At 30.7% G+C, this 14,774-nt stretch carries 17 protein-coding genes; 8 read left to right on the top strand and 9 right to left on the bottom strand.

Going from position 1 to position 14,774, the window contains the following annotated elements; translation table 11 throughout:
• Nucleotides 1-163 precede the first annotated feature (163 nt).
• The 3 genes from AC3ATN_RS01305 to AC3ATN_RS01295 are packed head-to-tail and all read left to right on the top strand — an operon-like array spanning nt 164 to nt 2,108.
• Nucleotides 164-949 (top strand): dienelactone hydrolase family protein, encoded by a 786-nt coding sequence (locus tag AC3ATN_RS01305; protein WP_487531399.1) that lies wholly within the window; start codon nt 164-166, stop codon nt 947-949.
• Nucleotides 950-998: 49 nt separating this feature from the next.
• On the top strand, nt 999-1,367 hold the full coding sequence (locus tag AC3ATN_RS01300) for a DUF423 domain-containing protein (protein ID WP_487531398.1): 369 nt from the start codon (nt 999-1,001) through the stop codon (nt 1,365-1,367).
• Between the two features lie 3 nt (nt 1,368-1,370).
• Nucleotides 1,371-2,108 (top strand): Bax inhibitor-1/YccA family protein, encoded by a 738-nt coding sequence (locus AC3ATN_RS01295; RefSeq protein ID WP_487531397.1) that lies wholly within the window; start codon nt 1,371-1,373, stop codon nt 2,106-2,108.
• Between the two features lie 9 nt (nt 2,109-2,117).
• Here the strand turns inward: AC3ATN_RS01295 and AC3ATN_RS01290 are convergent, their stop codons facing one another.
• Nucleotides 2,118-2,825: a DUF4294 domain-containing protein gene (locus tag AC3ATN_RS01290; protein WP_487531396.1), complete on the bottom strand. Its 708-nt coding sequence runs from the start codon at nt 2,823-2,825 to the stop codon at nt 2,118-2,120.
• A gap of 86 nt (nt 2,826-2,911) precedes the next feature.
• Here AC3ATN_RS01290 and AC3ATN_RS01285 point away from each other — a divergent pair, with 86 nt between their 5' ends.
• Nucleotides 2,912-3,991: a M42 family metallopeptidase gene (locus AC3ATN_RS01285; protein WP_487531395.1), complete on the top strand. Its 1,080-nt coding sequence runs from the start codon at nt 2,912-2,914 to the stop codon at nt 3,989-3,991.
• A gap of 20 nt (nt 3,992-4,011) precedes the next feature.
• Here AC3ATN_RS01285 and AC3ATN_RS01280 read toward each other — a convergent pair whose 3' ends face one another.
• The 7 genes from AC3ATN_RS01280 to AC3ATN_RS01250 form a co-directional block, all read right to left on the bottom strand.
• Entirely contained in the window at nt 4,012-5,028 is a 1,017-nt protein-coding gene (locus tag AC3ATN_RS01280; protein WP_487531394.1) for a quinone-dependent dihydroorotate dehydrogenase, read from the bottom strand.
• A gap of 45 nt (nt 5,029-5,073) precedes the next feature.
• Nucleotides 5,074-5,367 (bottom strand): preprotein translocase subunit YajC, encoded by a 294-nt coding sequence (gene yajC, locus AC3ATN_RS01275; protein WP_487531393.1) that lies wholly within the window; start codon nt 5,365-5,367, stop codon nt 5,074-5,076.
• A gap of 3 nt (nt 5,368-5,370) precedes the next feature.
• Nucleotides 5,371-5,874, bottom strand: a complete 504-nt coding sequence (locus tag AC3ATN_RS01270) for a DUF1573 domain-containing protein (RefSeq protein ID WP_487531392.1) — start codon at nt 5,872-5,874, stop codon at nt 5,371-5,373.
• Between the two features lie 45 nt (nt 5,875-5,919).
• Nucleotides 5,920-6,852: a transcription antitermination factor NusB gene (gene nusB, locus AC3ATN_RS01265; RefSeq protein WP_487531390.1), complete on the bottom strand. Its 933-nt coding sequence runs from the start codon at nt 6,850-6,852 to the stop codon at nt 5,920-5,922.
• 43 nt (nt 6,853-6,895) lie between these two features.
• Nucleotides 6,896-7,561 (bottom strand): (d)CMP kinase, encoded by a 666-nt coding sequence (gene cmk, locus AC3ATN_RS01260; RefSeq protein WP_487531388.1) that lies wholly within the window; start codon nt 7,559-7,561, stop codon nt 6,896-6,898.
• Nucleotides 7,558-10,023, bottom strand: coding sequence for an endopeptidase La (gene lon / locus AC3ATN_RS01255; RefSeq protein ID WP_487531387.1), 2,466 nt, complete (start codon nt 10,021-10,023; stop codon nt 7,558-7,560). The genes cmk and lon overlap by 4 nt, the downstream gene beginning before the upstream one ends.
• A gap of 144 nt (nt 10,024-10,167) precedes the next feature.
• Nucleotides 10,168-11,490: an MFS transporter gene (locus tag AC3ATN_RS01250; RefSeq protein WP_487531386.1), complete on the bottom strand. Its 1,323-nt coding sequence runs from the start codon at nt 11,488-11,490 to the stop codon at nt 10,168-10,170.
• Between the two features lie 142 nt (nt 11,491-11,632).
• On the opposite strand from AC3ATN_RS01250, the gene msrB (AC3ATN_RS01245) reads away from it, so the two are divergent.
• Genes msrB (AC3ATN_RS01245) through lpdA form a run of 4 tightly spaced genes read left to right on the top strand, consistent with a single transcriptional unit; the run spans nt 11,633 to nt 14,077 of the window.
• Nucleotides 11,633-12,115 carry a peptide-methionine (R)-S-oxide reductase MsrB gene (msrB, locus tag AC3ATN_RS01245; RefSeq protein ID WP_487531385.1) on the top strand — a complete coding sequence of 161 codons (483 nt, stop codon included), beginning with the start codon at nt 11,633-11,635 and terminating at the stop codon, nt 12,113-12,115.
• Nucleotides 12,112-12,525 (top strand): peptide-methionine (R)-S-oxide reductase MsrB, encoded by a 414-nt coding sequence (gene msrB / locus AC3ATN_RS01240; protein WP_487531384.1) that lies wholly within the window; start codon nt 12,112-12,114, stop codon nt 12,523-12,525. Before msrB (AC3ATN_RS01245) ends, msrB (AC3ATN_RS01240) begins: the two co-directional genes overlap by 4 nt.
• 22 nt (nt 12,526-12,547) lie before the next feature.
• Nucleotides 12,548-12,682: a hypothetical protein gene (locus AC3ATN_RS01235; RefSeq protein ID WP_487531383.1), complete on the top strand. Its 135-nt coding sequence runs from the start codon at nt 12,548-12,550 to the stop codon at nt 12,680-12,682.
• A gap of 3 nt (nt 12,683-12,685) precedes the next feature.
• Complete coding sequence (gene lpdA / locus AC3ATN_RS01230) at nt 12,686-14,077, top strand: dihydrolipoyl dehydrogenase (protein ID WP_487531382.1); 1,392 nt, start codon at nt 12,686-12,688, stop codon at nt 14,075-14,077.
• Between the two features lie 216 nt (nt 14,078-14,293).
• Here the strand turns inward: lpdA and aroQ are convergent, their stop codons facing one another.
• Nucleotides 14,294-14,710, bottom strand: coding sequence for a type II 3-dehydroquinate dehydratase (aroQ, locus tag AC3ATN_RS01225; protein WP_487531381.1), 417 nt, complete (start codon nt 14,708-14,710; stop codon nt 14,294-14,296).
• Nucleotides 14,711-14,774: the final 64 nt, after the last annotated feature.

Raw genomic sequence — 14,774 nt, 5'->3', positions numbered from 1 at the left:
CCTTGGAACAAGAAAAAAGAATGAGTAAAGCAAGAAGTAGTGTTTTACGCATACAAATCAAATGTACAACTATAAGTTACAACTTGATTCTAATTTTTAGTTAACTTTAGTTAATTTGGTGATGCAATTTAAAATAGGTAATATTTAACAAAAAGTTAATTCTATGAAACATTTAATAATTATCCTTTTAATTCCAATTGGTGTTTTTTCTCAAAAATTTATTGAACGTTTAGAGGAATCTCCACGTCATCATGAATGGAAAAAGTTAATTAATAATGATAAAGAGATCAATACCTTGGTCGTTTTTCCTGAAGTAGTCAAAAAGGTTCCAGTAGTTATTTTAATTCATGAAAACAGGGGGCTTAATGATTGGGCTAGAAATATGAGTGATCAGATTGCAGAAATGGGATATATAGTTCTAGCTCCAGACTTGTTGTCAGGAACTGCTCCAGACGGAGGAGGTACTTCAAATTTTACAAACTCTGACATGGCAAGAACAGCAATTTACAATCTCTCCCCGGAAAAGGTGACATCTGATCTAGATGTTGTTTTTAAATATGGAAAAAATATCGAATCGGCTAACGGCAAAGTTGCAATAATTGGATTTTGCTGGGGAGGACTCCAATCTTTTAGATATGCTACTAATAACTCATTACTTTCTGCAGTTTTTGTCTGCTATGGATCTGGACCGAAAAATGAAATTGATTATAAAAAAATAAAAGCTCCAGTATATGGTTTCTATGGAGGAAATGATAACAGGGTAAATGCAACAATAGAAAGCAGTACTAATGCTATGGAAAAAGCGAAAGGATTTTTTGAACCAGTTATTTATGATGGTGCTGGTCACGGATTTTTCAGAGCAGGTGAGAGTGTCGATGCTTCAGAAGCAAATATAAAGGCAAGAAATGACGGCTTAAAACGATTAAAGACACTACTGTCAAAACTCTAGAAATCATCATTGCATATTTGTTTATATTTGTGAAAATAAAAAAATATTAATGGATAAAATAAGAGTTTTTGGAGGTATTTTCGCTTTACTTTCTGTTGTTTTTGGTGCATTCGGAAGTCATTTATTGAAAAAATATTTGGATGAATACGCACTCCAATCTTTCGAAGTAGGAGTAAGATATTTAATGTATCATGGCCTTGCATTATTAATTATATCAATATTACCAATTGAAGGTAAAAAACTTATTTATAAGTTTTTTATTAGTGGAACACTACTGTTTTCATTTAGTATTTTTTTACTCTCTCTTCAATCATTAATCAAGATAAATTTAAAATGGGTTGGACCTATAACTCCCATTGGAGGATCACTTTTAATAATCGGTTGGATTATTTTTATAATAAATGCTTTTAAATCCTAATTCATGAATAGACATATTTCTTACAGATCAGGTAACCCAGTTTTAAATAAAAATTCTTTTACTTATTCAAATATATCCGCTGAATCCATGACTATTGAGGGTACAGTAAATAAAACAGCTATGAGTTTAATTCTTTTAGTTGGTACTGGATACTATTCATTTACAAACATCAGTATTTCAATGTTGATTTTATTTGGAATTGGAGGTTTTATTACAGGTATAGTAACAGTTTTTAAAAAAGAATGGTCTCCTATTACTGTCCCTATTTATGCAATTTTAGAAGGTGGTTTGTTAGGGGGGATTTCTTATATGTATAATAGTGTTTACGATGGAATTGTTATTAATGCAATCTTTCTTACAGTTGGAATACTCCTATCACTATTAATGGCATACAGATCAGGTTTTATAAAACCAACTGAGAATTTTAAATTGGGTGTAGCTGCTGCAACTGGAGGGATCATGATTGTATATTTAGTAAATATGGTTATGAGCTTTTTTGGATCAAGTATAGGAGTTTTAGATCCTACTAATGCATCACTGATGAGTATAGGTTTTAGTTTATTTATTGTTGTAATTGCATCTCTTAACCTAGTTCTTGATTTCGATTTCATTGAAGAGGCTGCTGAAAAAAAAGCACCAAAATATATGGAATGGTATGGAGCTTTTGGACTTTTGGTAACTCTGATTTGGCTTTATTTAGAAATTCTAAGACTTTTATCTAAACTTAATTCGAGACGTTAAAACAAAAATTTAGTTAATTAATCTATATTTAACTTGATCAGCAGTTTTTAATACATTTGAATCTGACTTATTCTTCCATATATCATACAAAGAATCTAGATCATAATCTAAGGCTGTAGATTGTTCAACAAGTTTACCTTTCGAAAAGGCTCGAAGTAATATATCTTCAATTAAATAATCCTCGTAACTTTCCTTTGGATCATATGTTTCCTTGAGTGATAATTTAAAAAAAGATGCTGTTGCTTGATATATTGTTGCCTTCCATCCATTTCTTAACTCTTTTATTAATTTATGAGTTGTTTCTCCCGTTTGACGATGAACCAATTTAATTAGTATTTTACCCTGAGAACGTGATAGTTTTTTTAAATCCTTTTCAAATTCATCATAAATGAATTTCTCCAACCTTTTTAAATACTTTCTTTTTTTACTTTTCGTATTAATATTCTCAAGTCTTGATGTTAAAATCTGAAGACGATCACTTGCTAATTTAGCATATGGATAAACTTTATAAGTTCTATTTCTTAATATCGCATATTTTTTTGCTGCATCGTAAGAGTTAAAAGTAAGTGGCTGGAATACAATTATTTCTTTTAAATTTATTGCTGATTTTGGGATCGAATCCTCCCCTACTACAAATAAAGATTGTTCTATTTCAGTAGATTGAGAAAGGCAAAAGGTGACATGTAAAAAAAGTAAATATAAAATCTTATTATTCATTATTTTCAAAGGTATAAAAACTGAGATTTTGAAACAGTTTAATGATCATTAATTATTATTTTAGTCATTAAATAAATTTTACATATATGAAAGTTTTAAATCAGAAGTCAATTGATTTTTTAGAAAAATATTTAAATAATTCAGCACCCACTGGTTACGAGGCTAATGGGCAAAAGATATGGATGGAATATCTAAAACCCTATGTAGATAATTTTATTACTGATGTTTACGGAACTGCCGTCGGAGTAATTAATCCTGAAGCAAAATACAAAGTAGTAATTGAGGGTCATTCTGATGAAATTTCATGGTATGTAAATTATATTTCTGATAATGGATTGATATACGTTATTAGAAATGGAGGAAGCGATCATCTAATAGCTCCTTCAAAATGGGTAAATATCCATACAGACAAAGGAATTGTAAAAGGAGTATTTGGTTGGCCAGCAATACATACTCGAAAAGCTGGAAAGGAAGAAACTCCAAAACTTAATAATATTTGTATTGACATCGGAGCAAAAGATAAAAAAGAAGTACAAAAAATGGGTGTTCATGTTGGATGTGTAATAACATATCCTGATACTTTTCAAATTCTAAATAAAAACAAATTTGTTTGTAGAGCAATCGATAATAGAGCTGGAGGCTTTATGATAGCTGAAGTTGCTAGATTAATTAAGGAAAATAAAATTGAACTGCCTTTTGGACTATATATAACAAACTCTGTTCAGGAAGAAGTTGGACTTCGTGGTGCTGAAATGATTACTCAAACAATTAAACCTGATGTTGCAATTGTTACTGATGTTTGTCACGACACAACTACCCCAATGATTAATCAAAAAGAGCAAGGTAAAACTCAAATTGGAGATGGTCCAGTTATTTCATATGCTCCGGCAGTTCACAATAAATTAAGAGAAAGAATAATTTCGGTTGCGAATAAAAATAAAATACCATTTCAGAGACTTGCTTCATCTAGATTCACAGGGACAGATACTGATGCATTTGCTTACAGTAATGGTGGTGTAGCATCTGCTTTAATATCTCTCCCTTTAAGATACATGCATACAACCGTTGAAATGGTTCAGAAAGAAGATGTAGAAAATGTAATCCGATTGATTTATGAAACAATTCAAAAAATTAAACCTGGAGAAAGTTTCAATTATTTTGAATAAATTATTCGAGAAATCAGATTCTATGTTTTAATTAATGCTTTATTAATTTTTTTTACAATACCTGGTCCTTCATATATGAAGCCAGTGTATAACTGAATTAGATCTGCACCAGCTTTAATTTTTTCTATAGCATCTTCAGGGGTGTGAATTCCACCTACTCCGATAATCGGAAAGCTTTTGTTGCTTTTTTTAGATAAAAACTTAATTACTTCTGTACTTTTATCTCTTAAGGGTTTACCACTAAGCCCTCCTGTTTCATTACGATTCTTTGACTTCAAAGCTTTTCTATCTAAAGTAGTATTAGTAGCAATAATTCCATCGATTTTTGTGACATCAATAATATCAATAATATCAATCAACTGATTATCATTAAGATCAGGAGAAATTTTTAATAAAATAGGTTTTCTTTTTTCTTTTTGATTGTTTAATACTTGTAAACCATTAAGTATGGCTTTCAAAGGTTCTTTGGCTTGAAGAGCTCTAAGGTTTGGAGTGTTTGGGGAGCTTACGTTTACAACAAAATAATCAACGTAATCAAAAAGATACTCAAAACAATATTTATAATCATCAATTGCTTTCTCGTTTGGGGTATTTTTATTTTTCCCAATATTACCCCCTATCAGCACATTCTTATTCGACTTCAATCTTGAAACTGCGAAATTAACTCCTTCATTGTTAAAACCCATTCTATTAACAAGAGCTGAGTCTTCTGATAATCTAAATAATCGTTTTTTTGGGTTACCTGATTGGCTTTTAGGGGTGACGGTTCCAATTTCAATGAAACCAAAGCCAAAATTATTTAATTCATTATATAGTTTTGCATCCTTGTCAAAACCAGCAGCTAATCCAATAGGATTTTTAAAATTAAGACCAAAAACTTTACGACTTAGCTTAGGGTGGTCAATGCAATATATTTTTTTTATTATTAAACCAAGAAATGGAATGAAATGAGAAATCTTAATTGTTTTGAAAACAAAATGATGAACCCATTCGGGATCAAATAAGAATAAAATAGGCTTAAGGATACTCTTATACATTAGAGATTAACTCTTTTTGAAAAACCCCGAAAATTCGGGGTTTAATTACTTTTTTGATAAACTCTTTTTAAGTTTATCACTCATTTCTAATGAAATTGCTGAGCGCTCTACTTTTAGTTTACCTGCTTGAGTTTCAATAATACAAGTATTGTCTTTGTCGTTCAATTCAAAAACTTTTGCATGTATACCACTTTTAGTGATAATACGGTCACCTTTTTTAAGGTTGTTCATGAAGTTTTTTTCTTTCTTCTGCCTTCTCGTTTGAGGTAATATAATGAAGAAGAAAAAAACCACTAACATTAATAGTAAGAAAGGAAGTTGGTCTGAAAATCCTTGCATTTATTAATTTTGAGCTTGACGAGCTTTAGCTTGAGCCTGTCTTTGTTGTTCTTTGACTGCATCTGGAGCAACCATTGCCTTAATTCTAAGCATTTCCCTTCCACTTTCAGTATTAGCTGATATAGTCACAGCTTTTTGTTGTAGACTAGGCTTATTACTAGAATCAAAACTAACTAAAATTTCACCTTTTGCTCCTGGAGCGATTGGCACATTTTTAGGATATTGTGGAACAGTACATCCACAACTTCCACGAGCATCAACGATAATTAAATCACTTTTTCCTGTATTAGTAAAAGAAAAAGTAGTTTTAACAATATCTCCTTCGTTTATATTTCCAAAATCATGTGAAAGCTTGTCAAAAGTCATAACTGGAGAGTTTGAAGTATTTGCTTGAGCTTGAACTTCAGTAGCCTGAACATTATCTTGATTGATTTTTTTTGATGCACTTTCGCCACAAGACGTAACAATAAGTGATACAACTAGGATTGAGTAAAAAATATTTTTCATGTATTATAAATTAATTATTTCTAGATCAAAAGTAAATAAAATTCCTTACAATAAGCCTCTTCCAGATTTCTTTAATCTCCCATTTAGATCAAAATCCTTAGAAATATTATCTAGAACTCCGTTAATGAAAATATTACTTTTAGGTGTTGAATAATCTTTAGCAATTTCTATGTATTCATTAATTGTGACCCTGACAGGTACTTCTTTAAAGTATAAAAGTTCTGAAATAGCCATTTTTAACAATATGTAATCCATATCAGCAATCCTTTCAGAATCCCAATTTGGAGTTTTTCCTTTTATTTCTGACTCCAATAGCTCATTTTTGGAAATCACTTTATTTAGCATGTCTTTTCCAAAAACTATTTCTTCAGATTCAATATTAAAAAAAGGAAAATTAAATTTTAAAGATTTTTCAATATTTAAAGATTTAATTTGTTTCAGTATATGTGTGTTTACAACAGGGAAATCATCTATCCACGTTAGTTCTTTGTCCTCTAGATATTCATATAGCTTGTCTGATTGAGCAACACATTCTTTAAAAAAGTTAACACAAAATAAACTATCCTCTTCATTATTTTTACCTGGGTCGTACTCACCAAAAAGAGGTTTCGAGCTCAAGTCTTTATAAAATTGATTTATATATTCGGAATCTAGGTTCCAATTATTAATTTTTCTTTTATCAATAAATTCTGATATAGTTTTATGTTCACAAAGAAATTTAAAATAGGGGTTTTTAACAATTTTATCAGCTATTGAATAGGGCAATTCATATTGAAGTTTTTTTTCTAACTCAATATTTTTTTGAGCATACAAATAAATATTCTTATAAATCGACATTATCAGATAATAAAGATCAAATGACTTTTTAACACTTTCATTATAAAAATCTAATTGATCTTTAAGACTTTGCTTTCCTTGATGGGAAATCGAATACAAAGACTGCATTACCTTTATCCGTATGTGTCTTCGAGTTAGCATATTGTTAAAGAACGTTTGTGACGAAATTAATTCTTTTTTATCGTTAATTATTAATAAAAGAAATTAATCTATCGAATACTTCATCCTCATTCAAATTTGAAGTATCAATTATGATTGCGTCTCTGGATGGCTTTAATGGAGAGTCCTTTCTGGAGGAGTCTTCCAGATCTCTTTCCTTAATGTTTTTTAAAACTTTTGAATAAGTAGTATTTTCATTTTTCAACTTTAATTCTTTATATCGTCGTTCAGCTCTTATCTCTGGTGAAGCTGTTAGAAAAAATTTATTTTTAGCATCTGGAAAAACTACTGTTCCGATATCACGTCCATCCATTACAGCATTATATTTTACCCCAATCCTTCTTTGAATTTTAACAAGAAATTCTCTTATTTCAGGAATTATTGCTATTTTACTTACATTATTAGCAATATCCATTTTTCTTATAAAAGGTTCAACATCAACATTATTTAAAAAGATAACCTGGGCGTTATTTAAAATTTTAAATTCTAGATTGATTATTTTGATTTTTTCTAAAATTTCCTTCACATTTATAGGCTGAATTAGTAAATCATTTATCATACAATAATATGTAACTGCCCGATACATAGCTCCAGTATCTATGTATTTATAATTAAGTGATTTTGCAATTCTTTTTGCCTGACTACTTTTACCTGTAGCTGCATAACCGTCGATTGCAATAATACTTTTCATTTTTTAATTTCTAATATTTTTTTTGAATTGACAACATCTTTCTCCGTTATTGCTATTGACAAAACATCAATCATCTCGCTAACGTAGTGGAATTTTAAACCTTTTAAGTAACTGGGTTTTATTTCATCAATATCTTTTTTATTTTGCTCACACAAAATTATTTCTTTAATTTTTGATCTTTTGGCAGCTAATATTTTTTCTTTTATGCCTCCAACAGGTAAAACCTTACCTCTTAGGGTTATTTCACCAGTCATTGCAAGACCTTTCTTAACTCGTTTCTGAGTAAATAAAGACATCAAGGAGGTTAACATTGTTATACCTGCACTAGGTCCATCCTTCGGAGTTGCCCCTTCAGGAACATGAATATGAATATTATACTTATCAAAAGGAAAATTATCAATACCAAGTCTTTGAGAATTTGATTTCAAGAACTCCAGAGCAATAGTAGCAGATTCTTTCATTACTTTTCCTAAATTCCCAGTAATACCTAAATTCCCCTTGCCTTGAGATATAGAAGATTCAATAAAAAGAATATCACCGCCTACTGATGTCCATGCCAATCCAGTTACTACTCCAGCAACATGATTGTTTTCAGCTAAATCACGATTTACTTTCGCAGGTCCCAATATATTTGTTAAATCTGATAGATTAGGAGAAATCTTGTATTCTTCATCTAGAGCGATTGATTTTGCAACATATCTTGTCATTTTCGCCATTTGCTTGTCTAATCCTCTTACTCCAGATTCTCTGGTATAACTCTCTACTATTTTTGATATAACAGATTTTTTTAGGCTTAAATGATTTTTTGTTAAACCATGCTCTTTTAATTGCTTAGGTAGGAGATGTTTATAAGCTATTTGAGTTTTTTCTTCAAGTGTATATCCACTAACATTTATAACCTCCATCCTATCTCGTAGAGCTGGATGAATTGAGGCCATAGTGTTTGCAGTTGCAACAAACATTACCTTAGATAAATCATATCCGATTTCTAAAAAATTATCATAAAATGAATTATTTTGCTCAGGATCCAAAACTTCCAATAAAGCTGCTGAGGGATCTCCTTGTGATCCTTGAGTTAATTTATCAATTTCGTCCAAAACAAAAACTGGATTAGATTTATTTGCCTTTTTTAAACTCTGAATAATTCTCCCGGGCATAGCTCCTATATAAGTTTTTCTATGACCTCTTATTTCAGATTCATCACGCATCCCCCCTAAAGAAACTCTCACATATGATCTTCCAAGCGATTCTGCTATTGATTTTCCTAAAGAAGTTTTTCCTACACCAGGAGGACCAAAGAGACATAAAATAGGTGACTTCATGTCATTTCTTAGTTTTAGAACTGCTAAATATTCTATTATACGTTTTTTTACTTCATCAAGACCGTAATGGTCTCTATCTAGAATTCTTTGCGCTTTTTTAAGATCAAACTTATCTGTTGAAAAATCGTTCCAAGGTAAATCTAATATTAACTCTAAATAATTTCTCTGAACAGAATATTCAGCTACTTGAGGGTTCATTCTTTGAAGTTTTCCCCACTCTTTATTAAAATGATCACTAACATCTTTGCTCCACTTTTTTGTTTTGGAACGTACCTTGAGTTCGTCTACCTCTTCTTCATATGAAATACCACCTAGCTCCTCTTGAATTGTTTTTAACTGTTGGTTTAAATAATACTCTCTTTGTTGCTGATCCATGTCTAATCGGACTCTTGATCTTATGTCATTTTTCAATTCAAGTTTCTGATATTCCATATTCATAAACTTCAGGCACAATAAAGCTCTTTCATTTAGACTTGTCAATGATAAAATCTCTTGTTTGTCGCTTACTGACAAGTTCATATTTGAAGAGACAAAGTTTATCAAGAATGAGTTACTATTAATATTTTTAATAGCAAATGAAGCCTCTGAAGGGATATTTGGATTTTCTTGAATTATCTGAAGTGCAAGATCACGAATTGAATCAACAACAGCAGTAAACTCCTTATTACTAGAATCTAAAGATATGTCATTAACTGGTTTTATTTTAGCCTTAAAATAGGGCTTATCAGAAATTATTTCTTCGATTTGAAATCTCTTCTTACCCTGAATAATAACAGTAGTATTTCCATCAGGCATTTTTAAAACTCTTAAAATCTGAGCAACAGTTCCAAGATCATAAATATCTTTTAATTCTGGGTTTTCGGTAGACTTATCTTTTTGAGCAACGACTCCAATAACTTTATCTCCTTTGTTAGCATCTTTTATTAACTCAATAGATTTGTCCCTACTTGCGGTAATTGGAATTACTACGCCTGGAAACAGTACGGTATTTTTTAGTGGCAAAATAGGGATTGATTCTGGTAAAGCTTCTTTATTTAGGGCTTCTTCATCTTCTGAGGTCATTAAAGGAATTAAGTCAGCTTCAGCTTCTATCTCTTTGAGAGAAAAACTGTCAAAATTTGCATAGGGTGTTTTTGCCATATTAATTTAGTGTCAATGTGTCATTTAAAATACGTGTCATTAATATACTATTTAATTTTTCCAGTAATAATAAGTAACACCTATTGTAATTTCAATAGTTGTGCCAAGAATTTTAAATTAAAAATATTTTAAATGAAATTGCAACTAATCTTTTTGTTTTGGGACTCTGAGTAATAAAATAACTCCTGCAATGAAAAAAGCCGCAAACACCAAAATACTATTCCTCATACTGCCGGTGATTTGGTCGATTATTCCAAACATTAGCATTCCAATGATTATGGCAACCTTTTCAGTTACTGAATAGAAACTAAAAAAGGATGCTGTATCCTTAGTTAAAGGAATAAATTTTGAATAAGTGGCTCTTGATAGCGATTGTAAACCTCCCATTACCATCCCAACAAAACCAGCAACCAAATAGAACTCTGCAGGAGTATGAATATAAAAGGCTCGAATACAAAGACATGCCCATATTACGTTTATAATAATTAAAACTGGAATATTTCCAAAACGCTCAGATGCTCTTGCAGTAATTATTGCTCCAAAAATTGCAACAATTTGAATTAATAATATACTAACTATTAATCCTACAGTCTTTTCAGTAGAATTAGCCCACTGAATTTCAGCTTCACCAAAATACGTAGCAATTAACAATACAGTTTGAAGTGACATACTGTAGAGAAAAAAAGCAATAAGAAATCTTTTTAATCTTAAATTACCTATCAATTGATCCAAGACTATTTTTAACTCTTTAAATCCGTTCCAAAAAACATCTTTTGTTATTTTGTTACTATGATTTCCCTTTGGAAGGTAAAACAAAGAAATTTGACTAAACAACAACCACCAAAACCCCACAGAAATAAAAGGATATTTCATTGCAGTCATTGAAGCCTCCGATGTTGTTCCTGATATTCCATAAAAATCAGGATTCATTACCATTGAAAGATTGAAAAGCAATAAAATAACACTTCCTATGTATCCCATTGAATAGCCTCGAGCACTGGCTCTATTTTGCTGTTCAGGATAAGCTATATCGGGTAAATATGAATTATAAAAAGCTACACTCGTCCAGAAACCAATTAATGTCAAAAAATAAAAAGTTAATCCTAAGTATATTGTACTTAAATCAAACCAGAACAAACCAATACATGACATTGATCCTAAAACAACAAAAAATTTCATGAATTTTTTTTTGTCACCTATATAATCTGCAATTCCTGAAAGAATTGGGGTGATAACAGAAATCACTATAAATGCAAAAGCTGTAACAAAACTAATCATTGCTGAGTACTTAACTTGAGTACCGAAAAAATCTATAGTTTTAATTTCACTAAACAACGAACCATAATATATTGGAAAAATTGCTGAAGTTATTACAAGAGAGTAAGCCGAATTAGCCCAATCATACGAAACCCAAGCGTCTATAATTTTCTTACTCCCCTTCTCTAACGGAACTGCTTTTGAAAACATTATGTTTTAGTTAATTGAATCGCAAAGTAATGATTTAAAAATAATTTAATATTTATGTAGTTCTAGATTTTTTATTATGTGTTAAAAAAAACATTTAAAGAGATGAAAAGATTAACATATTGAAGTAATTTTGAAAAAAAACGTGAAAAAATATTTAATTCTTTTTTTGATACTTAGTACTAGTTGTAATTCTCAAAAATCAAATCAAAATGATGTTTCTTCAACTAATAAATATAAAGTTGATAAGACTGAAGAACAGTGGAGAAACGAATTATCATCAATCCAATACTTTGTTCTTAGGCAGGCTGGAACAGAAAGAGCATTTTCTGGAAAATATGACAAGAATTATGGTTCTGGACTATATGTTTGTGCAGCATGTCAGTCACCATTATATGAGTCAGAATATAAATATGACTCAAGATCTGGATGGCCAAGCTTTGATAGAGGCATAACAAAAAATATAGAGTTTGACGTTGATTATAATCTAGGGTATCCCAGATCAGAATTAAAATGTTCTTCCTGTGGAGGTCATCTTGGTCATCTATTTAACGATGGTCCAAAAGAAACTACTGGAGAAAGACATTGTATAAATTCAGCATCACTAACTTTTATTCCAAAGCAATGAGTAATCCAAAATATAATTTTAAAAAAAGTGATCAAGATTGGAAGGAAATACTATCCTCTGAAGAGTTTTATATAATGAGAGAAAAAGGTACTGAAAGTCCTTTTAGTGGGAAGTATAATAACCATTTTGAAAATGGCACATACATATGTAAGGGGTGTAAACAAGAATTGTACGATAGTAAATCTAAATTCGATAGTAGCTGCGGATGGCCTAGTTACGATAGTTCTATTCCAAACTCCATAAAATTCAAAAAAGATATAACTCATGGTATGATTCGAACTGAAATTCTTTGTTCAGAGTGCGGATCACATCAGGGGCATATTTTTGATGATGGCCCAACAAATACAGGAAAAAGGTACTGTGTTAATTCTGCAAGTATAGAATTTAAAGCTAATTCGAAGCTCAAGTAAAAGAAACTATTTTTAAGTACATTTGTTTAAAATTATTATTACAGAAACTATGGGTATTAATGGATTTATTTTTGGTGTAGGTGCGCTGGTTATGGTAATACAATTAAAGGCAACTGTTGAAGGTTTAAAAAATGATATTGAAAAATTAAAAAAATAAAACATGAAATCATACGATATAATCGTATTAGGTAGTGGTCCTGGAGGTTATGTAACTGCGATTAGAGCTTCTCAGCTTGGCTTTAAAACTGCTATTGTTGAAAAAGAAAGTCTTGGCGGGGTATGTTTAAATTGGGGCTGTATTCCAACTAAGGCATTAATAAAATCTGCACAAGTTTTTGACTACCTAAAACATGCTAATGAATATGGATTAACTGTTAAAGAATACGATAAAGATTTTAACGCAGTTGTCAATAGAAGTAGAAATGTTGCATCTGGTATGAGTAAAGGTGTTAGTTTTTTAATGAAAAAAAATAAAATTGACGTTATCGAGGGTTACGGAAGGGTAAAATCAGATAAAACTGTTTCAATTGAAAAAACAATTGGAGAAAATATTAGTTTACAAGCAGATAATATAATAATTGCTACTGGTGCAAAATCAAGAGTTCTCCCATCTCTACCTCAGGATGGAAAAAAAATAATAGGCTATAGAGAAGCAATGACTTTAAAAACCCAGCCAAAAAAAATAATAATCGTTGGATCAGGTGCTATTGGGATCGAATTTGCTTATTTCTACAATGCTATGGGCTCAGAGGTTACCGTTGTTGAGTACCTAGACAGAATAGTTCCTGTAGAAGATGAGGAAATATCAAAAGCCTTGGAAGTCAATTTCAAGAAGAAAGGAATAAAAATATTAACTAGCTCAGAATTAATAAAAACAGATACTAAAGGCAAAATGGTTAGTGCGATTATAAAAAAAAATAACGCTGAAATAGTTTTAAAAGCTGACATTATTTTATCTGCTGTTGGAATTAAGTCTAATATTGAAAATATCGGATTGGAAGATGTTGGAATAATAACAGACAATGATAAAATATTAGTTGACGATTTTTATCAAACAAATATCCCAGGATATTACGCAATCGGTGATGTAACAAGTGGTCAAGCACTTGCTCATGTAGCTTCTGCAGAAGGAATATTATGTGTTGAAAAGATAGCTGGGAAAAATATTGAACCTCTTGATTACGGTAATATTCCTGGTTGCACGTATTCTTATCCTGAAATTGCATCTGTCGGTCTAACTGAAGTTCAGGCAATAGATAAGGGTTATGATATTAAAGTTGGGAAGTTTCCTTTTTCAGCCTCCGGTAAAGCTCAGGCAAGTGGGACATCTGACGGATTTGTTAAAGTTATTTTTGATGCTAAATATGGTGAGTGGTTAGGATGTCATATGATAGGAGCTGGTGTAACTGATATGATTGCAGAAGCAGTTTTAGCAAGAAAACTTGAAACTACTGGGCATGAAGTTTTAAAAACAGTTCATCCCCATCCAACCATGAGTGAAGCTGTCATGGAATCAGTTGCAGCGGCTTATGGAGAAGTTATTCATCTTTAAAATTCAATTTTAAGATATGTGCAACCTTTAGTAATTCTTTCCTTATCAATTTTCATTATATCATTTATAACACTTTATAAAATTTCTATAAAATATTTTAAAAACAACAATAGTGATAAGATGTGGAAGATTTGGGGTGTAAATCATCTTACTATGAAGGTTTAATTATAGTTAGTTTTGCAATTACCTCTGTAATTATACTGGTTTTTAAATATCTTACTTTATGACACCTAAGACACCTAACCTATAACTATCTATTCCAAAACCAACAATTAATCCTTTAGCTACAGGTGTTATGTATGACTTATGTCTAAAATCCTCTCTTGAAAAAGTATTTGAAATATGTATCTCAACTACTGGCGAATCGATTGCCATAATAGCATCCCCTATTGCAACTGAAGTGTGTGTGTATGCTGCTGCGTTTAATAATATTGAGTCACTAGAGAAACCAACTTGTTGAATTTGATCAATAATTTCACCTTCTATATTAGATTGAAAGTAATCAAACTCTATATTAGAAAACTCTTTTTTTAAGGACTTCAAATAGTCTTCAAATGTCACTGAACCATATATATTAGGTTCTCTTTTGCCAAGTAAATTTAAATTTGGACCATTAATAATAGAGATTTTCATTCGTTTCATTTTAACAAAAATACTACATTTAACTTTCTTTATTAAAGAGTACTTATTTAAAATA

The sequence above is a fragment of the Candidatus Marivariicella sp. genome, from assembly GCF_983056325.1.
The sequence above is the reverse complement of the archived record's forward strand: the minus strand, read 5'-3'. Positions and strand labels throughout refer to the sequence as shown.